The organism is Turicibacter sp. KK003, assembly GCF_037014675.1.
Taxonomy (GTDB): Bacteria; Bacillota_I; Bacilli_A; order MOL361; family Turicibacteraceae; genus Turicibacter; species Turicibacter faecis.
In genome coordinates this window covers 1,716,053-1,737,410 of record NZ_CP142738.1, presented here as the reverse complement: position 1 = coordinate 1,737,410, position 21,358 = coordinate 1,716,053, and the positions used below count along the sequence as shown (strand labels likewise).

Below are 21,358 nucleotides of genomic sequence, written 5' to 3'. Positions count from 1 at the left end.
TTTATGAATAAATCGACTCAAGAGCGTGTCCAACCGATGCGCTTAGAGGATATTATGGGCGACCGTTTTGGCCGCTACTCGAAATATATTATTCAAGATCGGGCATTACCTGATGTAAGGGATGGGTTGAAGCCCGTTCAGCGACGAATTTTATATGCAATGTATAAAGATGGAAATACTTTTGAAAAGCCGTTTCGTAAATCAGCGAAAACGGTAGGTAATGTTATCGGTAACTATCATCCTCACGGGGATTCATCTGTGTATGATGCGATGGTTCGTCTTTCACAAGATTGGAAGTTACGTGAACCACTTGTGCAAATGCACGGAAACAACGGGAGTATTGATGGCGATCCGGCTGCGGCGATGCGTTATACAGAAGCACGTTTATCGTCTATTTCTGGTTTATTATTAAGAGATATTGATAAAAACTTAGTCGATTTTATCCCTAACTTTGATGACTCGATGACAGAGCCTACGGTATTACCTGCCTTTTTTCCTAATTTATTAGTGAATGGTGCGACGGGAATTTCAGCGGGGTATGCGACGGATATTCCTCCCCACAACTTAGGTGAAATTATTAATGCAGTTATTTACCGAATGAATCATAAGCAATGTACGCTTGATGATATTTTAACGTTTGTTCAAGGCCCAGATTTTCCAACAGGGGCTATTATTCAAGGAGAACAGGAGATTAAAAAGGCGTATACTACTGGAAAAGGTAGAATTGTTATTCGTTCAAAAACCGAAATTGAACCGATTCGTGGGGGACGGGAACAAATTGTTGTGACTGAAATTCCTTATGAAGTGAACAAAGCTAATTTAGTTAAAAAAATAGATGATTTACGAATCGATAAAAAAGTTGAAGGGATCATGGAGGTTCGAGATGAAACGGACCGCAATGGGTTACGTGTGGTTATCGAACTTAAAAAAGATGTGAAATCTGATTTAGTGTTGAACTATCTCTTTAAAAATACGGATTTGCAGATTTCTTATAATATTAACATGGTAGCTATTCATAATAAACGTCCGGTGTTGATGGGCTTAATGGAGTTAATTGACGCTTATATTCAACACCAAAAAGAAGTTGTGACGAATCGCTCGAATTTTGATCTTAAGCGTGCACGAGAACGTCAGCATATTGTCGAAGGGTTAATTAAAATGGTTTCGGTTTTAGATGAGGTCGTTCATCTTATTCGTCAATCAAAGGATAAGGCAGATGCAAAACAAAATTTAATTAAAGCTTTTGAATTTAGTGAGCGCCAGGCAGAGGCCATTGTGATGTTACAGTTATACCGTTTAACCAATACGGATGTGACGGCTCTTCAACAAGAAAATAGCGAATTGACTCAGCGAATTGAAGAGTTAACAGCTATTTTAAGTAGTGAAACGAGGTTATTACACGTCATTCAAGAAGAATTGGCACAAGTGAAGAAACAATTCGAGACGCCACGTCGAAGTGTCATTGAAAAGCATATCCAAGAAATTAAAATTGATGAAACAGATATGGTCGTTAAAGAAGACGTGATGGTTGCCATTACAAAAGATGGATACGTGAAGCGAACAACATTGCGTTCTTATAATGCAACGAAATCAGATGTGCAAGCCATGAAAGAGGGAGACGCACTGGTGGCTAAATTGCAACTGGATACCTTGCAGACTATTTTGATGTTTACTAACAGGGGAAGCTTTATCTATTTACCAGTCTTTAAGTTACCTGAATTTAAATGGAAGGATCTTGGGCAACATGTTTCTAACCTTGTGACGATGGATTCAGAAGAGAAGATTATTGCTGTTTACCCAGTGACGAATTTTAAAACAGAGGAATATTTCTTCTTTACAACGGCGAGTGGGATGATTAAGAAAACACGTTTAAGTGATTTTGAGGTCTCACGTTATCACCGTGCGATGGTTGCCATGTCAGTTAAAGAAGAGGACGAACTTGTTTCTGTTATTCGTGCTTCATTTATGAATGATGTGATTATGGTCACTAAGAAGGGATATTTATTGAAGTTTAGTGATACAGAGATTACACCGACGGGGCTTAAAGCGATGGGGGTAAAAGGAATTCAATTAGGAAATGATGACCAGCTCGTTAAGGTTTTATTGGCTGCAGTTAATGATGAACTCCTATTATTAACTCAAAGAGGAAATATTAAAAAGTTAAAAGTTAAAGATATTGCCTTATCTTCAAGAAATAAAAAAGGATGTTTAGGAATTAAGACATTAAAATCAAATCCGCATTATTTTGTGGATGTTATTAAAGTGATTCCTAACCAGGAAGTGTCTATTTTAACAGTAGACGGTCTGACAAAATTAAATACAGCATTTAAAGCGGTAGATTTAAATTCAGTAGGAACAAATATGGTAGATTCCCTGGCTTTAAAGTTTGTCGTTAGCGAAGTAGAGTAAAAAAACGATTCCTTTTAGGAATCGTTTTTTTATTCTAAACATAGGATGTTAGTGAGATAAATGAAAGGACAGGAGCCTAAAAGTTTTAGTAATTTACTCATATTTGGTGGCTATGTTTCATAAAATCTTATGAGCATACGAACAGTTAATAAGAAAAATGATGGTGATAAAATGGAAATGGTGAATAAGGTTGAATCATTAATCTTTAAGCAGGCGTTAAACTATCCTCTCATTCAACTCATTAAGAATAAAACCGTCATTGTAAATGATCATTGTACGGTGGAGAATTTTACGGAAACGTCTTGTATTTTAAAGACCCCAGAAAATAAGTATATTATTTCGGGAGAAAACTTAAGAATTAAAGAGTATGGTGACTTAGTTATTCGTATTGAAAGTGATCGGATAAAAAAAATAGAAATAGTCGGTGATAGGAATGAATAACAAATGGTTAGGAATATTTATAGCAAAGGTGCAAATTTTAGTTCCTGATATGACGGAAATCAATCAACTCAGGCGACAGAACGTGATGTTGTATGGAGTGAAACGAAAAAAGGAGGGTTATTTAGTAACGATTCGAAAGGATGTTGCGAAGCAATTAGACAGGGATTATCCGATTGTTCGAGAAATCTCTATCTATCCTTCGGTCCTAAAAATTATTGTTCCACTTGTCGTGTTGACTTTTATCTTGATGTCACTGATGGATAAGTACACGATTGGTTATCAAATCCATGGTAACTTAAATAAGCAAGAGACGGAAGAATTAGAAACGTTGCTAGCGCCTCATTTTAAACAGTTTGGGCCATTAGCCTTTTTGCAGGGCGATCTTGAGGCCATTGAGGCAGAATTGAAGGAACATTACAATGAGTATGCCTGGATTAATATTTACCGTAAGGGAACAGATATTGTATTTGAAGTCTATAATACTCCGGTAGAGGAGCGAGAAGACTTGGATACGTATTCGGATACGCTTTATGCTAAACGATCGGGTGTCATTCGGGATTATAAGGTTTCAAGCTGCCGGGTGTTAGTTGAACAAAATCAGCTAGTGAAGGAAGGAGACCCGCTAGTAACTTGTTATGTTGAACAACCTTATACCACAGAAATTATCCCGATTGAGGATACGGCGAAGGGGGAGGTATTTGCTGATACTTGGTACGAAGCCATCGTGACAGCGGAGAAAGTAGATGTCCAAGAAGGATTTACGGCTAATAAGGAAACGAAGTATGTACTTCATGTCGGGGGGATAGACTTAAAACTTCCAAGCAAAAAGGTAAGTTATGAAAAGTATGAAGAAGTAAAGAAATCATATAATCCCTTCTTTTTTCTAAAAAAATCACCCCTTTATTTAGAAAAAATACAATATTATGAAAAAAGTGATATAATGAGAGTAAATACTTCTGAGGAGTTAAAAGAAAATCTTCTGACTATTATTAAAAATAAATACAAACAAGAGACAGATGATGAGTTTATCATTAAAAATTTGGAGATAATATCAGAGGAAGAGACAGAGACACAGTTTATTTTTAAGTGTCATCTGACAGTATACGAAAATATTGCATATTAGAGGAGCTGGATTATGAGTAAAGACCCTATTAAAATACCTGCAGTGTTTGAAACTATTGATGAGACGATCTCAGTGGTGGGACATCATGATAAACATTTAAAAATCTTTGAAGATTATTACAATGTTGAGATTTCCCTACGTGGGGATCAGATATATTTATTTGGAGATGAGAAGAAGGCGGCTATCATTCGAGAAGTGTTAATGGCGCTTGTTGAATTACACCGCAAAGGAAAAGAAATTACAGAACGCGATGTCTTATATGCGATTAAAATGAACGAACAACATCGTCTAGGTGATTTAGAATCATTATTCGATGAGCGGTATAAAATTATTAAAACCGTTCAAGGAAAAATGATTTATGCAAAAACATTTAATCAAAAGGACTATTATCGTAAAATTCAGGACAATGACTTAGTATTTGGAATTGGACCAGCGGGAACAGGGAAAACTTATTTAGCAGTTGTAATCGGGGTTGCACTGCTTAAAAAGAATATCGTCCGCAAAATTATTTTAACGCGTCCAGTCGTTGAAGCGGGGGAAAACCTTGGGTTCTTGCCAGGGGATTTAAAAGAAAAAGTGGATCCTTATTTAAGACCGTTATATGATGCGTTATATGACGTATTAGGATTAGAACAAACCGAAAAAATGATTGAACGCGGCATTATTGAGATTGCCCCGTTAGCCTATATGCGTGGTCGTACGTTAGAAGACGCGTATATCATTTTAGATGAGGCTCAAAATACGACAAAGCAACAGATGAAAATGTTCTTAACGCGTTTAGGTTTTAATTCTAAGATGGTCGTAACGGGGGATGAAACGCAAATCGATTTACCGAAACCCGTTAAATCAGGATTAAAACATGCAAAAGAAATTTTATCAGACGTTAAGGGAATTGAATTTGTTCAATTTGAAACAGTCGATGTAGTGCGTCATACATTAGTTCAAAAAATTATTGAAAGTTATGAGTCTTCAGGTGAATAAAAGGAGTAAAAAAATGGCAGTTGATATCCAGTTTTATAATCAAACAGACGAAGCAGTGGATGTATATGAAAAAATGGTTGAAATCGTTGTAAATGAAACCATTAAGCAGGAAAAATTAGATCAGGAAACGTTAGAATGCAGCTTTATTTTTGTTGATAATGAACAAATCCGAGAGATTAATGCTAATTATCGAAATAAAGATGCCGTGACGGATGTCATTACATTTGCCATTGAAGATGAAATTCCCGGAGAAATTAAAATTCAAGGAGTGCCAATGCCAAGAATGTTAGGTGATGTCTTTATCTCATTACCGAGAACACGCGAACAGGCTGAGCGTTATGGGCATTCCTTTGAGCGGGAATTAAGTTTTCTTGCTGTGCATGGATGCCTTCATCTTCTCGGGTATGATCACTTAGAACCCGAGGAGGAAAAAATCATGTTTGGTAAACAGGAGGAGGTTTTAAATGCGCTCGGAATACAACGCTAAAGAGGAGCATTCCGTTTATGCCGTGTTAAAATCTTTTCGACCTGCCATTCGTGGTATCTTGACAGCATCTGCAATAGGGCGTAATATAAAGGTTCACTATCTAGCAGTAATAGCTGCTATGATGGGTGGCCTTTATTTTGATATTACTAAGATAGAGTTTTTAATTATTTTAGTGGTGATTATGCAAGTTATTTGCCTCGAGATGGTGAATACTGCCATTGAAAAGACGGTTGATTTGGTAACAAGTGAGTATCATCCTTATGCTAAAATTGCGAAAGATGTTGCCGCAGGAGCCGTATTAATCGCGGCCATTTTTTCAGTGATTATTGGAGGAATTATTTTTCTTCCATATTTATTAAAAATGTAGGTGAAAGTATGATAAAAGAAATGTATGCAGATTTAATCGAAGCAGCGAAAGAAGCTTACCAAAATGCTTATGTCCCTTATTCGAAATTTCCAGTAGGGGCTGCCTTAAAATTAACAGATGGAACTATTATTAATGGAGCTAATATTGAAAATGCTTCATTTGGATTAACGAACTGTGCTGAGCGCTCAGCTTTATTTACAGCCTTTACAAAAGGTTATCGTCGAGAAGATATTGAGGCGATTGCTGTTGTAGCGAATACGGATCGTCCTATCTCACCTTGTGGGGCATGCCGTCAAGTGATGAGTGAACTTATGCCGGCTGATGCAACGGTTATCCTATTAAGCAATAAAGACGAGATCAAAAGCTATCGTGTCTTTGAATTACTACCTTATTCATTTACATCGGAGGATCTATAATGACTAATGCAGCATTTAAATCAGGATTTGTTTCAATTATTGGACGCCCAAATGTCGGGAAATCAACATTTTTAAATCGCGTACTAGGGAAAAAAATCGCGATTATGAGCGATAAGCCTCAGACAACTCGAAATAAAATTCAGGGGGTTATTACAGATAGTGATTCCCAAACGATTTTTATCGATACACCGGGAATTCACAAACCGAAACATGAATTAGGGAAATTTATGACCGATTTAGCAATTGGGACCTTAAATGAAGTAGACGCAGTTATGTTTATGGTCAATGCAACTGAAAAATTAGGTCGTGGTGACCAATTTATTTTAGAGCATTTAAAGTCGGTGAAACAGCCGGTATTCCTTGTAATTAATAAAATCGATTTAATTACGAAGGAAGAATTACTCGCCGTTATTGCTACTTACCGTGAATATCATGAATTCGCTGGTATTATTCCGATTTCGGCAATGACAGGGGAAAATATTGACACGCTACTCTCTGTTATTAAGGAAGAATTACCAGAGGGACCACAATTTTATCCGTCCGATCATATTACCGATCATCCCGAACGTTTTATTATTTCAGAATTAATTCGTGAGAAGGTGTTGCATTTAACTCATGAGGAAGTTCCTCATTCTGTAGCGGTTGTGATTGATAAAATTGAGAAGGTAGAAGGTAAAAATGTGATTGATGTGATGGCAACGATTGTCGTAGAACGTCCGTCTCAAAAAGGAATCTTAATCGGTAAAGGTGGAAAAATGCTTAAAGATATTGGGACATTGGCACGAAAAGATATCGTTAAGCTATTAGGAACAAAAATTTACCTTGAATTATGGGTAAAGGTACAAAAAGATTGGCGTAATAAAAAGTTATATTTAAATGATTTTGGTTATAGCGAAAAAGAATATTAATTCGACTGATTAAGACAAAAGTTTAGGTTAATTTTTCATAATTTTTAGATTCTAGGATATACTAAAAAATAGGGACTAAAAATAATAGCGTAGCTAGTAAGAAGGGATTATACATGAATAGTCTAGAATGGGAAATCTTCAAACGTACGGGAAAAATTGATCACTATTTGTTAATGAAAGAATCAGAAGAATTAACAGTAGATAATTTAACGACCGAATTCTCAGACGAGATTGCTGATGTGAAACCTGCTAAAGTTACAGAGGAGGAGTAACGTGGCACTTGATGTAGAAGGAATTGTATTAAAGAGCTTTAATTACGGCGAACATCACAAAATTGTAAAGGTTTTAACAGAAGAAAAAGGAGTTATTGGCGTTTTCGTTCAAAACGCCAATAAAGTTAATACGAAGAAAAGTGCACTCGTTCAACCATTAACGTGTGCACGTTTTAATTTGAACTCCTCACACCAAGCAAACAGTGATCTTTACTTTGCTTATAGTGGGGATGTTATCGAATATTATTTAAATTTAAAATTGAATTATGAACACATGGCTTATTTTTATTGCATGGTTGAAATCATTCTAAAAGGGATGATTGATGAACGCTTTAGCAGATATACATATCACATGTTTAAACAGTTTCTGACAGCGGCTGAGGAAGGATACTCTCCGTATCTATTGAATCTTATTTTTCAATTAAAAATGTTACCCGCTCTTGGAATTGCCCCTGTAATGGATTGCTGTGCGGTTTGTCGAAGCACTGAAGATATTGTGACATTAAGTATCCGTCAAGGAGGACTTGTGTGTAAGAGATGTTATCAACCCGTGGAGCCTATTTTAATTGATGCACCTTTAATTCCAATGGTGCGTGCCCTGTATAAATTAGAGGTGGATGTCTTGCCAGACATCGATCTTGATGAAGATATTTTAAAACCAATTGAGCAATTCCTAGATGCTTACTATGATTCATACGCTGGATTTAAATTACAGACTAAAAAGTTTATAAATGATTTATAAGGAGCCTTAGGCTCTTTTTTTATCGAAAGGACGCCGCTATTGTTTTGTAAGTTTTTATTTAGAAAATGATTCGTGAGTTTATATTTTGTGAGATAGGCCATTCATCGGGTCTTAGGGAGAGAATAGGGGAAGTGGGGCCTATTGCGTAATGTTTTTTATAAATGTGTAGGCATTCGTTGAAAATATTATCTTTTTGCTGTCGTTTTTAGTATTTTTGTATATTGTCAAGCAAGGTTTGATATAATATAATGGTAGTAGTATAATGCAATATTTGTGTGAAGACGAAGAGGAGTACTTTAGATCAGGTTGGAGGATAGCGAGTCTGGGATGGTGAAAGCCAGATTTCAACGACTTTAGGAAGGGACTTCCGAGCACGATTAATAAAGTGGTAAAGTCAGTTGATTTTACAAGTAGGGTGGAACCGCGGGAAAAACTCTCGTCCCTATGCTCAGGGCATAGGTATGGGAGTTTTTATTTTCTCTATGCCTATGGCGCCTGAAGTGTCAGTGAAAAAGGAGCGATAAAATGAGTCAAGTAACAATGGAAAAAATCGTTAGTATGTGTAAAACACAGGGATTTGTCTACCAAGGAAGTGAGATTTACGGTGGTTTAGCTAATACATGGGATTACGGACCATTAGGGGTTGAATTAAAAAATAACGTAAAAAAAGCATGGTGGAAAAAATTCATTCAAGAATCACCATATAATGTAGGATTAGACAGTGCGATTTTAATGAATCCACAAACATGGGTTGCTTCAGGACACGTCGGAGGATTCAGTGATCCGTTAATGGATTGTAAAGCATGTAAAAGTCGTCACCGTGCAGATAAATTAATTGAAGACCATGGGGATGATATCATTGCCGATGGATGGTCAGAAGAACAAATGATGAACTACATTCGCGAACATCAGATTGCTTGTCCAAATTGTGGCGCTCATGATTTTACGGATATTCGCCAATTTGAATTAATGTTTAAGACACATATGGGGGTTGTATCAGACGATAAATCAGTGGTTTATTTACGCCCTGAAACAGCACAAGGAATTTTCGTCAACTTTAAAAATGTTCAACGTACAAGTCGTAAAAAAGTTCCATTTGGAATTGGACAAATCGGAAAATCTTTCCGTAACGAAATTACACCAGGAAACTTTACCTTCCGTACACGCGAGTTTGAACAAATGGAGTTAGAATTCTTCTGTAAACCTGGTGAGGATGGACAATGGTATGAATTTTGGAAACAATACTGCTGGAATTGGTTAGTGAATTTAGGAATGAATCCTGATCATATCCGTCAACGTGAACATTCACAAGAAGAGTTAAGTCACTATAGTAATGGAACGTCAGATATCGAGTATCGTTTCCCATTTGGTTGGGGAGAATTATGGGGTGTTGCTAATCGTACAGATTTTGATTTAAAAGCCCATATGAAAGAATCAGGAGTTAACTTCGAATACCAAGACCCAACAACAAATGAAAAATATGTTCCATATTGTATCGAGCCTTCAGTTGGGGCAGACCGTGTGACACTTGCTTTCTTAATTGATGCCTATCAAGAAGAAACATTAGAAAACGGTGAAACGCGTGAAGTCTTAAAATTCCACCCAGCTTTAGCACCATATAAGGTAGCAGTGTTACCACTTGTTAAAAAATTAAATGAACAAGCTTTAGAAGTTTTCTCAACATTAGCACAACATATGATGGTTGATTACGATGAGGCAGGAACAATTGGTAAACGTTATAGACGTCAAGATGCCATCGGAACGCCATACTGTGTGACATTTGATTATGATTCATTAGACGATAAAAAGGTAACTGTTCGTCATCGCGATACAATGGAGCAAGAACGTGTTGCTATTGATGAATTAGTTGATTATTTAACAGCAAAAATTCAATTTTAATTGATTACACTTTGCTAGGTGAAGCAAAATACGAGATGGAAGAGGGTGAATGCAATGGGAAGGAATAAAATTCCTCAGGAGTTATTTGATGAAGTCATCGCAAAAAGTGATATTGTTGATGTCATTGGCGATTATGTGCAGTTAAGTAAAGCAGGTAAAAATTATAAGGGGTTATGTCCTTTCCATGGTGAAAATACCCCTTCCTTTGTCGTATCTCCTGATAAAGGAATTTATAAGTGCTTTGGTTGCGGTGAAGGGGGTAATGTTGTTTCCTTTGTTTCCTCAATTGAAGCTGTTTCATACCCTCAAGCAATTTTAAAATTAGCTCAGCGGGCGGGCATTCAAACAGACATTAGCGTGTCATCGGATTCGAGCCAAAAAGAGGCACAGTTTAAAAATGAGTTTGCGATTTTAGAGTTTGCAAAGGGATTTTATCATTACTATTTAAACCATACAAAAGACGGAAAAGAAGCATTATCCTATTTGAAAGAACGAGGGATTGATAGCGAAACGATTGATGCGTTTGGGATTGGATTAGCTCCCTCCTATTCGGATGCTCTGGTGAAAACATTAACGAACAATCAGTACCCGTTAGAATTGGCGGCCCAAGTCGGCCTACTTAATGAACACAACGGTCATTACTACGATCGCTTCAAATCCCGTATCATGTTTCCGATTTCAGATAAGCTCGGACACGTGGTTGGATTTAGTGGACGAGTCTTCTTAGATGGGGATACCCATTTAGGAAAATATGTTAATTCACCAGAATCCAATGTTTTTCAGAAAGGGAAGCTTATTTATCACTTAAATGAAGCGAAACGTTCAATTCGAAGACATAATCGCGTTTTATTATTTGAAGGCTTTTTGGATGTAATCGCCGCCGTTAAAGCCGGGTTTGATGAATCTGTAGCGACGATGGGAACGGCGTTAACTGAAGAACATAGCCGTGAATTACGTCGTTTAACGGATAAAATCATTCTTTGTTTTGATGGAGATAAGGCGGGGCTATCCGCAGCAAGTAAGGCCATTCCTATTTTAATGGCGCAAAATTTTTCAATAAGTGTCGCTGAATTTCCAAATAATATGGACCCGGACGAGTTCATTAAAACTTACGGGAGCGAGGCCTTTTCTAAACTTATTGATCAAGCGATTCCAGCTATTGATTATCAGTATCTCTCAATCAGGCGTCAATTTAATTTAGATTTTGTTAGTCATCGTGAACAATTTAAACGACAAATCTATCACTTTGCCTATACCTTACAAAGCGCAACACTAAAAGAGTTGATTTTAAAAAAATTAGCTCATGATATTTCAATCGGTGAACAGAGTATTCTTCAGGAGTTTAATTATAGCAGTAAAAGTCAAGTGTATAAAAATGTAAATATTAACAACAATAAAAACGAAAACGTACAAATACATTCAAGACAAGTACGAGATACTAAATATGAACGATCTGAAAAAATGTTAATTCACTACATGTTAAAAGAGCGACGTGTCGCTTTGAAGGTGGAAAAAGAGTTAAATGGATATTTAAACGATTCTACGCGTCGAAATATTGTGTTGTATATTCTCGATTATTACACGACGCATGAAACGATGAATTTACAATATTTTTTAAATTGGATTGATGAGGATTTAGTCAAGCCTATTACAGATATTATTTTTGAATGCGAATCATTGCCTCCACTGGGTGATGATGAAGTAATTAACGATTTAATTTCTGTTATTAAAGAATATGTTTATAGAGTACAAATGGAACAGTTGAAAAAACAAATTAGCGAAGCAACATTAGATCACCAAAAATTAGAATTACTAGGTAAAGTGAATCAACTCAAACAACAGTTTGAGAAGTAGAAGGAGTGGTTTTATGTCAAATCCGGTACTTGACGAAAGAAAAATACTAGAAATTAATAACCGGCTTATTAAATTAGGTAAAAAGCGCGGCTATTTAACATATGATGAAATCAATAATGATTTTGCACAAGTTCAATTAGACCCAGAAATGATTAGCTCTTTTTTAGACTTATATGATTCGGAAGGAATTAATATCGTGAAAGCCGAAAAGGTAACGGAACCGAAGGTAGTTAAAGCGAAGCCTGAAGAGGTTGAAGAAACACCAGCGTTGATTTTACCAGAATTTAATACGGATGAGGATGAAGAGGAAAATATTCCTGCCGATTTTAGTGCCGAAGAAGAAGTTGATTTAGAAGAAAAATTTGATGACTTTGAATTTACATCACAATTCAAAATTAATGATCCTGTCCGAATGTATTTAAAAGAAATTGGTCGTGTAGAATTACTATCGAGTCAAGAAGAAATCGGATTTGCTAAAAAGATTGAGTGTGGGGATATCTCGGCAGAAATCATGGAAATTCGCCGACAAAATGAAGAAATTCCATCTGAATTGCTTGAACGTATCGATTCATTAATTAAAAATGCGGGTGAAGCTAATGACGGAAATGAATATTTAATTGGAATTACTGAATTAACGGACGAGCAAGCGCGCCGTGTCATTCTAGAAGGTGAATACGCTAAAAAACGTCTGGTAGAGGCCAATTTACGTTTAGTTGTTAGTATTGCGAAACGTCATGTTGGGCGTGGAATGTTATTTTTAGATTTAATTCAAGAAGGAAATATGGGGCTTATTAAAGCAGTTGAAAAGTTTGACTACCGAAAAGGATTTAAATTTTCAACATATGCCACATGGTGGATTCGTCAGGCGATTACACGTGCGATTGCTGACCAAGCTCGTACCATTCGTATCCCAGTGCATATGGTCGAAACGATTAATAAACTTGTTCGCATTCAACGTCAACTTGTTCAAGAATTAGGGCGTGAACCATTACCAGAAGAAATTTCTGATAAGATGGGAATTTCCCCGGAAAAAGTGCGAGAAATTTTAAAAATTTCTCAAGAACCTGTTTCATTAGAATCTCCAGTCGGTGAAGAGGACGATTCTCACTTAGGTGACTTTATTCCAGATGCGGATGCTTTATCACCATCTGAATTCGCTTCTAATGAGATGTTAAAAAAAGAATTAGACGATGTATTAGAGACGTTAACGGATCGCGAGGAACGCGTCTTACGTTTACGTTTTGGACTTGAGGACGGACGTACTCGAACACTTGAAGAGGTAGGAAAAGAGTTCGGAGTGACACGCGAACGTATTCGCCAAATCGAGGCTAAGGCTTTACGTAAACTACGTCATCCTTCTCGTAGTCGTCGATTAAAAGACTTTATGGAAGAATAGGATTAGAGACTATGAATTGCGAATTATCGTTACGATTACAAACATGTCTGGATGCTCTTCATCCTTTACAATCAATTGCCGATATTGGAACGGACCACGCTTATTTACCTTGTGCCGGACTATTAAGAGGACAATTGAAAAGAGCCATTGCAGCCGATGTTGGGGTAGGTCCACTAGAGGCTGCTAAGGCAACTATTTCAAAATATAACTTAGACGATCTCATTGAGACGCGTTTAGGATCAGGACTGAGTGTTATAAAGCCAGGTGAAGTTGAGGGCGTGGTTATTGCTGGAATGGGAGGAAAGTTGATTACATCGATTTTAGAGGCGGATATCCCGCTGGCTAAATCTTTTAATCGACTCATTCTACAACCTAATTTGGATGCTAATGTATTACGCACCTTTTTAATGAAAAATCAATTTGAGATTGTAGATGAGAAAATTGTTCTTGATGAAAAAAAATTTTATGAGATTATTGTTGTGCAACCGAGTCAAACTCCGGTGGTGTATAACGAATTAGATCTCGAATTTGGTCCTGTTTTAAGACGTCAGTCATCTTGTAAGGTCTTCGAAGAAAGATGGCAAAAGGAATATGATAAAAACAATCAAATTATTAATCAATTACCGGCTCATCATCCAAGAATCGATGCTTTAAATCATCGTCAATCGCTTTTAAAAGAGGTATTAAAAAAATGAGTTTGACTATTAGTGCGGTTATAAAAAAACTTGAAGAATGGTTTCCAAAAAAATTAGCTTATGATAAAGATCCAATCGGACTTCATATTGGAAATGTTAATCGCCCACTGACAACGGCCTTAGTCACACTTGATGTGACATTGGCGGTTGTTGAAGAGGCAATTGAAAAGGGTTCTAATTTAATCATTGCCCATCACCCATTCATTTATCGTCCTTTAGCAACCGTTAACACGAATACGCCAAAAGGAAAAATTGTTGAACTTTGTATTAAACATGATATTTGTGTTTATTGTATGCATACAAATTTTGATATTGCTACTAATGGAATGAATGATTGTTTAGCTCATGCTTTAGGTTTAAAAAATATTAAACCCCTTATTCCAACGAAACGTGAGGAGTATGTAAAACTTATCGTTTATGTGCCTCAGACTCATGTAGAGAAGGTCCGTCAGGCGATGGGGGACCTAGGAGTCGGGCAAATTTGAAACTACTCACATTGTACATTTGTTTCTGAGGGAATAGGTTCTTTTAAACCATTAACAAATAGCAATCCTTTTATAGGTGAGGTGAATCAACTAGAGCATGTGAACGAGTCTAAGATTGAAGGCGTTGTTCAAGCTAGTGAAGTTCAGTCTGTGATTAGTAAAATAAAAGAGGTCCATCCTTATGAGGAAATGGCATACGACGTTTACCCACTGCAAGTGACGATGCCAGGAGCTCAATATGGACTCGGACGTGTTGGAAATATTTCAGAACCACTTGAAGCAGCAGCGTACATCAAACAGGTTAAACAAGCATTAAATATTTCGAATGCTCGATTTGTTGGAAATTTAAATAAAAAAATTAAAACGGTAGCTGTCATCGGTGGGAGCGGAAGTAGCTATTTTGGTCCTGTTAAGGCACGTAAGGTGGATTTATTTATTACAGGAGATGTTGGGTTTCATGATGCTCAGGATGCACAAGATATGGGGTTAAATGTCTTAGACGTCGGACACCATGCGGAATGTATGATGAAGCAACATGTAGCCAATCTGTTAAATGAATGGGTAGCAGGGATAGCGATCGATTCAAAAATTAGTACGGAGCCCTTTCAGTTTGTCTAATGAAATAGGGCCTAATTGATATAAGTTCTTGTACATTTTTGATGAAAAAGATATAATAGAGATTAAGAAAAATAAAAAAACGTTGAAAAAGGCATAGTAAAGAGGAATTGACTATTGAGGGAGAAAGTGTCCTAGACTGCAAACACTTTTATAGGTAAACTCTTGAATTCACCTTTGGAGTGATGCTAATCCCATCCGGTTTAAACCGTTATTGTTACTGAAGTGGCTAAGGATTTTGATCTTAGCAATAAAGGTGGTACCGCGTGTGAAACGTCCTTTTTAGGACGTTTTTTTATTTGAAAAGAATATAGATGGAGGAATAAAAATGCTAGATCGATTAAAAGAATTGCAAGTTCAAGCTTTAGCGGAAGTTGGACAAACAACTGATTTAAAAGAATTAAATAATCTTCGCGTCAAGTATTTAGGGAAAAAGGGACCCATTCAAGAAGTCATGAAAAATATGAAAGACATGGCCCCAGAAGAGCGCAAAAGTGCTGGTCAGGTTTCAAATGAAGTTAAAACGGCTATTTCGCAAGCGATTGAAAGTAAAAAAGTAGAACTTGAAGAGGTAGCAATTGCGATGCAATTGGCGAGTGAAACAATTGATGTGACACTTCCAGGTCGTCGAACACGTATCGGAGTTGTTCATCCATTACAAGCTGTGACAAATGAGGTTGAATCTTTATTTATTTCAATGGGGTATACTGTTGAAGAAGGTCCAGAAGTTGAGTGGGATCATTACAACTTTGAATTACTTAACTTACCTAAAGGGCATCCAGCACGTGACATGCAAGATTCATTTTATATTACAGAGGAGTCGTTATTACGTACGCATACTTCTCCTGTTCAAGCACGTGTATTAGAAGCGGCAAAAGGAAAAGGACCTGTTAAAATTATCTGTCCTGGGAAAGTCTATCGACGTGATGATGATGATGCGACGCATTCACACCAATTTACACAAATCGAGGGATTAGTGATTGATACAGATATTACAATGGCGGACTTAAAGGGGACTTTATTAGAATTAGCGCGCAAGATGTTTGGTGAGGATCGCGAAATTCGTTTACGCCCATCATTCTTCCCATTCACGGAACCATCGGTTGAGGTGGATGTTACATGTTCTAAGTGTTCGGGTCATGGATGTAATATTTGTAAGGGAACAGGATGGATTGAAATCTTAGGTGCTGGAATGGTGCATCCAAATGTGTTAGAAATGTCAGGATTTGATTCTAAGAAATATCAAGGATTTGCCTTCGGAATTGGGGCAGAACGTATTGCGATGTTAAAGTATGGCATTGAAGATATTCGAAATTTCTATATTAATGATTTAAGATTTATCAATCAATTTAAATAAGATAAAAGTGGGAGGCTATTTACATGTTAGTTTCAGTGAATTGGTTAAGCCAGTACGTTGATTTAAGCGATATAAATCCAAAAGAGTTAGCAGAGAAGATTACGCGTACAGGAATAGAGGTTGAATCGGTGAACGTTCTATCAACCGCTACAAATGTGGTGATTGGTTATGTGGAGGAACGTGTGCAACATCCAAATGCGGATAAATTATCGGTTTGTCAAGTCAATGTTGGTGGAGAAGACGGAGTTGTACAAATCGTGTGTGGTGCGAAAAATATCGCAGCTGGACAAAAAATTATTGTCGCTAAACCGGGTGCAGTTTTACCTGGAAATTTCAAAATTAAAAAATCAAAATTACGCGGTGAGGCTTCAAACGGAATGTGTTGTTCATTAAAGGAGTTAGGAATTGAACAAAAGTTAGTTCCACATGCTTATGCGGATGGAATTTTCGTTTGCGCAGATGATGCTCCAATCGGAATGGACGCCTTAGAGTACTTAAAATTCCATGATACGATTATTGAACTAGGACTAACACCTAACCGTATGGATTGCTTATCGATGTATGGGGTGGCTTACGAAGTTGCAGCTATCTTATCACGTGACGTTCATTTTGATGCGGTGAATGTGCAGGAGGTAAAAGAATCGGCAGCTGAATTAATTAAAGTGAGCTCGATGACAAACAAAGCGCCTCGCTATCTAGCTCGCGTCGTAAAAAATGTTGAGATCAAGGAATCTCCACAATGGTTACAGGCCCGCTTAATTGCAGCAGGAATGCGTCCTAAAAATAATGTTGTCGATGTCACAAACTATGTGATGTTAGAGATGGGGCAGCCTTTACACGCTTTTGACTATGATACAATTTCTTCAAAAGAGATTGTGGTAAGAGAGGCCGTATCAGGGGAAACAATGACTACTTTAGATGGGACAGATCGTGAGTTAGTTGCGGGCGACCTCGTGATTACGGATGGAGTTAAACCGATTGCGATTGCAGGAGTGATGGGAGGACTTGAGACAGAAGTAACGGATCAGACAACTAATGTCTTATTAGAGTCTGCTTTATTTGATCGTTTATCTGTTCGCCAAACATCAACACGCCTAGGATTACGTTCAGAATCATCAGCACGCTTTGAAAAAGGAATTGATCCAAATCGTACAGAATTAGCGCTTAATCGTGCTGCTGAATTGTTGGCACAATTGGCGAACGGGGAAGTTTGTCAAGGAATTGTAGCATGTGATGAGTGGGTAATGACGCCAGTTGTCATTGAAATTACAGCTGATAAAATTAACTCTGTTTTAGGAACAACGATGACAACAGATGAAGTGGCCACTATTTGGGAAAGATTAGGTTTTGCTTATACGGTAGATCAAGAGGTGTTTAAAGTTAATGTTCCTTCTCGTCGATTAGATATTACTATTGTTGAGGATTTAATTGAGGAGGCAGGACGTATTTACGGATATGATAATATTCCAATGACGCTTCCGGCGACGGATATGAAGGGCGGATATAGTCCACTTCAATTACTTCGTCATCAAGCGCATCAAACGTTAATGGCATGTGGTCTTACTCAAGTGATTACTTACTCTTTAACAGGAGCTAAGAAGGCGGAACAATGTTTATCATTGCCAAAAACTAAGAAGGAGCTTGTGAAATTGGCGATGCCAATGAGCGAAGAACGCGCTTATTTACGTCAATCGACAATTCCTCAATTGTTAGAAGTTGTTGCCTATAATAATGCACGTACGATTGAGAACGTTGCAATTTATGAAATTGGGAAGGTCTATGCTAAAGAAAATGATCGCTATTTAGAGGAAACAAAGATTTCGGGAGCAATGACGGGTCATTTAGAAACAAATAAGTGGCAATCAAAAGTTGAAAAAGTTGATTTTTATATGGTGAAAGGGTATGTGGATACACTTTTAGAAGAGATGGGTCATTTAAATGTGACTTATGTGCCTGTTGTACCTGAAGAGTATAAAGATTTTCATCCAGGACGTTCGGCAATGGTATACGTTAATGAGGTATTAGTCGGAGTTGTTGGACAAATTCATCCAGAATTACAACGTACGCTTGATTTAAATGAGACGTATGTCTTTGAATTATCATTAGATCTTTTATTTACATTAGATTCATCAAGACAATCGTATAAACCAGTGCCTAAGCATCCGGGAATGACACGCGATATTGCTTTAGTTGTGAACCGAGATGTTTTAGCGGGAGATTTAGTGCAAACGATAAAAAGAGCGGCTAATAAGCTTTTACAAAATGTAGAAGTCTTCGATGTTTACGAAGGTAAAGGTGTTGAAGATGGTAAGAAATCAGTTGCTATTTCATTGTATTATTTAGATAATGAGAAGACTTTAACTGATGAGGACTTACAACCTGTTCATCAAAAAGTATTAAATGCTTTAACAGATGAACATTCAGCTGTTTTACGCGGTTAGTAAAAAAGGGGAGCAAGTAAATCTTGTTCCTTTTTTTACCTTATTTGTGCTAATAAGTTAAAAAAAGTAATTAATCCCTATAATAACATATAAACTATAATCATGAGGTGATAACATGACAAGTGAAAATTTAACACAATTAAGAAATCGAATTGATGAAATTAACGATCAATTGTTAGATTTATTAAATGAGCGAACAGCTTTAGTAGAGGCAATTGGTCGTGAAAAGGACAAGCAAGGATTAAAAAAATATGATCCGATTCGTGAACAGCAAATTATAGAAAAGTTAAGAGAAAAAAATCAGGGACCCTTAACAGATGAGATGCTGATTCACGTATTCAAAGAAATTTTTAAAGTAAGTGTCAAACTTCAAGAAGAGAAAAGTCATAAAAAGGGATTACTCGTTTCGCGTAAAAATAAATTAGAAGATACTGTCATCGATGTTCAAGGGGATATGATTGGTGATGGTGAACCGACCTTTGTTTTCGGTCCATGTAGCGTAGAATCAAAGGAACAAATGGAGCGTGTTGCAAAAAATCTATCTGAAAAAGGATTAAAGTATATTAGAGGTGGGGCATTTAAGCCACGTACATCTCCTTATGATTTCCAAGGGCTTGGTATTGAAGGGTTAAAGATGATGTCGGAAGCAGCTAAAAAATATGGTTTACGTGTGGTGAGTGAAATCATGGATGCAGGTGATTTAGAGGCCGCCTTACCATACGTTGATGTCATCCAAATTGGGGCACGTAATATGCAGAACTTTTCCCTGCTAAAAGCATTAGGGCATATTAACAAACCGGTTTTATTAAAGCGCGGATTAAGTGCAACCATTGAAGAGTTTGTCAATGCTGCGGAATATATTGCGATGCATGGAAATCCAAATGTGATGTTATGCGAACGTGGAATTCGTACATATGAAAAGGCAACACGTAATACATTAGATATTTCAGCAGTGCCTATTTTAAAACGTGAAACGCATTTACCTGTTTTTGTTGATATTACCCACTCAACAGGACGTAAGGATATTTTATTACCGATTGCAAAGGCGGCTTTAGCGGTTGGAGCTGATGGAATTATGGCTGAGGTACATCCAAACCCAATGTTGGCGTTATCGGATGCTAATCAGCAAATGAGTTTAGAAGAATTTGATTTATTTTACAAAAAACTACGCAACTAGAATAAGTTAAACATTTCCTGTCCATACTAAAAATAAGTAGAAAAAGCAAGCGATTTAAAAATGAAAATTTTCATTAAAATGTTGATAAATAAGTACAATTCTTATAAAATGGTAGAGAGAGTTGAATAAACAGACAATATTAGTGCTTACAATGTCGATAATTGTGAGTAATCAAAATAAAAAAGTGCAGGAAATTTTAAAGCAGTAGGAGTGTATGATATGTCTAAAGTAACCATTTATGACGTGGCACGTGTTGCAGATGTTTCATTAGCGACCGTTTCACGCGTGTTAAATAACCCTGAAAAGGTAAAACCAAAAACACGTGAGCGTGTTTTAACAGCAATTAAGGAGTTGGGATATCGTCCTAATGCGATTGCACGAGGATTAGCGAGTCGCCGTTCAACTAATGTTGGACTGATTGTCCCAACATGTTCACGTGCATCAGCATCGGAAATGATCGATGGGGTAGCTGATATTGCGGATAAATATCGCTATTCTGTGTTCTTAAATGTCACACATAATGAAAATGATATTGCGAATAATGCGTGGCAAAATATGATTGCTTCTCAGGTTGATGGTGTTTTAATGATGGCCGATAAATTAACAGATGATGAGGTTGAGCGATTAGCTACGGACACGGTTCCAACTGTATTATTATCAGTTAAAGATTTAGAAGGTCGTTTACCCGCTGTTTTAATTGATTATGAATTAGCTGCTTATGAAGCAACTAAAAAGTTAATTGAAAACGGAAATAAAGATATCGCGTTTATTACTTCAAGTTCACACCATGCGATGAACGATTTAAAAGAACAAGGGTATCGTCGAGCATTAGAGGAAGCGGGATTAGAACCTCGTGTCTTAGGTTTATATACTAAATTTGAAAGTTCATTAAATGCGTTTAAAGAGTTTTTTGATAATAATAAAGCGCCAGAAGCAGCTTTAGCGGTTCGTGATTCGGTAGCTGTCATGTTTATGAATGCGGCCATTGATCATGGAATTAATGTTCCTCAAGATTTAGAAATTATCGGATTCCAAAATACAAAATATGCGATTATGTCACGCCCACAATTAAGTACAATTAACATTCCGACTTATGATATTGGGGCTGTTGCCATGCGCTTATTAACTAAATTGATGAAAGAGGAAGAAATTACGGAAACTCAAATTACGTTACCTCACTCATTTGTTTGGCGTCAAACGACTCGATAATCTTGACAGTATAAGATATAATTTGTTATAATCCAAACGTTAATAATAATGCAATGATAAGACACAAGTAATGATTATTAAAGG

General features: G+C 36.9%; 20 protein-coding genes and 2 other annotated features (1 of these 22 only partly in view). All 20 genes read left to right on the top strand.

Features of this window, described 5'->3' with window-relative positions:
• The first annotated feature begins 3 nt into the window (after positions 1-3).
• The 20 genes from parC to VXM77_RS08455 all read left to right on the top strand — a co-directional run bounded on the left by parC (position 4) and on the right by VXM77_RS08455 (position 21,274).
• Complete coding sequence (gene parC / locus VXM77_RS08550) at positions 4-2,409, top strand: DNA topoisomerase IV subunit A (protein WP_161831955.1); 2,406 nt, start codon at positions 4-6, stop codon at positions 2,407-2,409.
• A gap of 171 nt (positions 2,410-2,580) precedes the next feature.
• Positions 2,581-2,850, top strand: coding sequence for a YabP/YqfC family sporulation protein (locus tag VXM77_RS08545; protein WP_161831956.1), 270 nt, complete (start codon positions 2,581-2,583; stop codon positions 2,848-2,850).
• Complete coding sequence (locus VXM77_RS08540) at positions 2,843-3,973, top strand: sporulation protein YqfD (protein WP_161831957.1); 1,131 nt, start codon at positions 2,843-2,845, stop codon at positions 3,971-3,973. Before VXM77_RS08545 ends, VXM77_RS08540 begins: the two co-directional genes overlap by 8 nt.
• A 12-nt stretch (positions 3,974-3,985) precedes the next feature.
• A complete protein-coding gene (locus tag VXM77_RS08535; RefSeq protein WP_161831958.1) occupies positions 3,986-4,954 on the top strand; it encodes a PhoH family protein in 969 nt (322 codons plus the stop codon).
• Positions 4,955-4,967: 13 nt separating this feature from the next.
• The gene (gene ybeY / locus VXM77_RS08530) at positions 4,968-5,441 is read left to right on the top strand and encodes an rRNA maturation RNase YbeY (protein ID WP_161831959.1); all 474 of its coding nucleotides are present in this window, start codon (positions 4,968-4,970) and stop codon (positions 5,439-5,441) included.
• On the top strand, positions 5,419-5,808 hold the full coding sequence (locus VXM77_RS08525; protein WP_161831960.1) for a diacylglycerol kinase family protein: 390 nt from the start codon (positions 5,419-5,421) through the stop codon (positions 5,806-5,808). Before ybeY ends, VXM77_RS08525 begins: the two co-directional genes overlap by 23 nt.
• An 11-nt stretch (positions 5,809-5,819) precedes the next feature.
• Entirely contained in the window at positions 5,820-6,224 is a 405-nt protein-coding gene (gene cdd / locus VXM77_RS08520; protein ID WP_161831975.1) for a cytidine deaminase, read from the top strand.
• The gene (gene era / locus VXM77_RS08515) at positions 6,224-7,132 is read left to right on the top strand and encodes a GTPase Era (protein ID WP_161831961.1); all 909 of its coding nucleotides are present in this window, start codon (positions 6,224-6,226) and stop codon (positions 7,130-7,132) included. Before cdd ends, era begins: the two co-directional genes overlap by 1 nt.
• A 113-nt stretch (positions 7,133-7,245) precedes the next feature.
• Positions 7,246-7,404, top strand: a complete 159-nt coding sequence (locus tag VXM77_RS08510) for a YqzL family protein (RefSeq protein ID WP_161831962.1) — start codon at positions 7,246-7,248, stop codon at positions 7,402-7,404.
• 1 nt (position 7,405) lies between these two features.
• Positions 7,406-8,146, top strand: a complete 741-nt coding sequence (recO, locus tag VXM77_RS08505; protein ID WP_161831963.1) for a DNA repair protein RecO — start codon at positions 7,406-7,408, stop codon at positions 8,144-8,146.
• Positions 8,147-8,671: 525 nt separating this feature from the next.
• Positions 8,672-10,045, top strand: coding sequence for a glycine--tRNA ligase (locus VXM77_RS08500; protein ID WP_338506024.1), 1,374 nt, complete (start codon positions 8,672-8,674; stop codon positions 10,043-10,045).
• 54 nt (positions 10,046-10,099) lie between these two features.
• The gene (gene dnaG / locus VXM77_RS08495) at positions 10,100-11,899 is read left to right on the top strand and encodes a DNA primase (RefSeq protein WP_161831965.1); all 1,800 of its coding nucleotides are present in this window, start codon (positions 10,100-10,102) and stop codon (positions 11,897-11,899) included.
• A 13-nt stretch (positions 11,900-11,912) separates the two neighbouring features.
• On the top strand, positions 11,913-13,295 hold the full coding sequence (rpoD, locus tag VXM77_RS08490; RefSeq protein ID WP_161831966.1) for an RNA polymerase sigma factor RpoD: 1,383 nt from the start codon (positions 11,913-11,915) through the stop codon (positions 13,293-13,295).
• Between the two features lie 11 nt (positions 13,296-13,306).
• Positions 13,307-13,990 carry a class I SAM-dependent methyltransferase gene (locus VXM77_RS08485; protein WP_338506022.1) on the top strand — a complete coding sequence of 228 codons (684 nt, stop codon included), beginning with the start codon at positions 13,307-13,309 and terminating at the stop codon, positions 13,988-13,990.
• Positions 13,987-14,475 (top strand): Nif3-like dinuclear metal center hexameric protein, encoded by a 489-nt coding sequence (locus tag VXM77_RS08480; protein ID WP_338506021.1) that lies wholly within the window; start codon positions 13,987-13,989, stop codon positions 14,473-14,475. The genes VXM77_RS08485 and VXM77_RS08480 overlap by 4 nt, the downstream gene beginning before the upstream one ends.
• Before the next feature lie 81 nt (positions 14,476-14,556).
• Positions 14,557-15,093, top strand: a complete 537-nt coding sequence (locus VXM77_RS08475) for a Nif3-like dinuclear metal center hexameric protein (RefSeq protein WP_338506018.1) — start codon at positions 14,557-14,559, stop codon at positions 15,091-15,093.
• 73 nt (positions 15,094-15,166) lie between these two features.
• Positions 15,167-15,374: a binding site (T-box leader), on the top strand.
• 44 nt (positions 15,375-15,418) lie between these two features.
• Positions 15,419-16,447 carry a phenylalanine--tRNA ligase subunit alpha gene (gene pheS, locus VXM77_RS08470; RefSeq protein ID WP_161831969.1) on the top strand — a complete coding sequence of 343 codons (1,029 nt, stop codon included), beginning with the start codon at positions 15,419-15,421 and terminating at the stop codon, positions 16,445-16,447.
• A 23-nt stretch (positions 16,448-16,470) separates the two neighbouring features.
• Positions 16,471-18,888, top strand: a complete 2,418-nt coding sequence (pheT, locus tag VXM77_RS08465) for a phenylalanine--tRNA ligase subunit beta (protein WP_262953918.1) — start codon at positions 16,471-16,473, stop codon at positions 18,886-18,888.
• A 115-nt stretch (positions 18,889-19,003) separates the two neighbouring features.
• The gene (locus VXM77_RS08460) at positions 19,004-20,065 is read left to right on the top strand and encodes a bifunctional 3-deoxy-7-phosphoheptulonate synthase/chorismate mutase (protein WP_161831971.1); all 1,062 of its coding nucleotides are present in this window, start codon (positions 19,004-19,006) and stop codon (positions 20,063-20,065) included.
• A 219-nt stretch (positions 20,066-20,284) separates the two neighbouring features.
• Positions 20,285-21,274 (top strand): substrate-binding domain-containing protein, encoded by a 990-nt coding sequence (locus tag VXM77_RS08455; protein ID WP_161831972.1) that lies wholly within the window; start codon positions 20,285-20,287, stop codon positions 21,272-21,274.
• A gap of 44 nt (positions 21,275-21,318) precedes the next feature.
• Positions 21,319-21,358: a binding site (T-box leader), on the top strand; it runs 164 nt beyond the window's last position.

Bases quoted from the DNA above. Each gene is read 5' to 3' on its own strand.
- VXM77_RS08535 (WP_161831958.1), top strand. From the start codon at position 3,986: ATGAGTAAAGACCCTATTAAAATACCTGCAGTGTTTGAAACTATTGAT.
- VXM77_RS08460 (WP_161831971.1), top strand. From the start codon at position 19,004: ATGACAAGTGAAAATTTAACACAATTAAGAAATCGAATTGATGAAATT.
- VXM77_RS08485 (WP_338506022.1), top strand. From the start codon at position 13,307: ATGAATTGCGAATTATCGTTACGATTACAAACATGTCTGGATGCTCTT.
- VXM77_RS08540 (WP_161831957.1), top strand. From the start codon at position 2,843: ATGAATAACAAATGGTTAGGAATATTTATAGCAAAGGTGCAAATTTTA.
- pheS (WP_161831969.1), top strand. From the start codon at position 15,419: ATGCTAGATCGATTAAAAGAATTGCAAGTTCAAGCTTTAGCGGAAGTT.
- parC (WP_161831955.1), top strand. From the start codon at position 4: ATGAATAAATCGACTCAAGAGCGTGTCCAACCGATGCGCTTAGAGGAT.
- VXM77_RS08480 (WP_338506021.1), top strand. From the start codon at position 13,987: ATGAGTTTGACTATTAGTGCGGTTATAAAAAAACTTGAAGAATGGTTT.
- VXM77_RS08510 (WP_161831962.1), top strand. From the start codon at position 7,246: ATGAATAGTCTAGAATGGGAAATCTTCAAACGTACGGGAAAAATTGAT.
- era (WP_161831961.1), top strand. From the start codon at position 6,224: ATGACTAATGCAGCATTTAAATCAGGATTTGTTTCAATTATTGGACGC.
- VXM77_RS08500 (WP_338506024.1), top strand. From the start codon at position 8,672: ATGAGTCAAGTAACAATGGAAAAAATCGTTAGTATGTGTAAAACACAG.
- rpoD (WP_161831966.1), top strand. From the start codon at position 11,913: ATGTCAAATCCGGTACTTGACGAAAGAAAAATACTAGAAATTAATAAC.
- ybeY (WP_161831959.1), top strand. From the start codon at position 4,968: ATGGCAGTTGATATCCAGTTTTATAATCAAACAGACGAAGCAGTGGAT.
- VXM77_RS08525 (WP_161831960.1), top strand. From the start codon at position 5,419: ATGCGCTCGGAATACAACGCTAAAGAGGAGCATTCCGTTTATGCCGTG.
- pheT (WP_262953918.1), top strand. From the start codon at position 16,471: ATGTTAGTTTCAGTGAATTGGTTAAGCCAGTACGTTGATTTAAGCGAT.
- dnaG (WP_161831965.1), top strand. From the start codon at position 10,100: ATGGGAAGGAATAAAATTCCTCAGGAGTTATTTGATGAAGTCATCGCA.
- VXM77_RS08455 (WP_161831972.1), top strand. From the start codon at position 20,285: ATGTCTAAAGTAACCATTTATGACGTGGCACGTGTTGCAGATGTTTCA.
- VXM77_RS08545 (WP_161831956.1), top strand. From the start codon at position 2,581: ATGGAAATGGTGAATAAGGTTGAATCATTAATCTTTAAGCAGGCGTTA.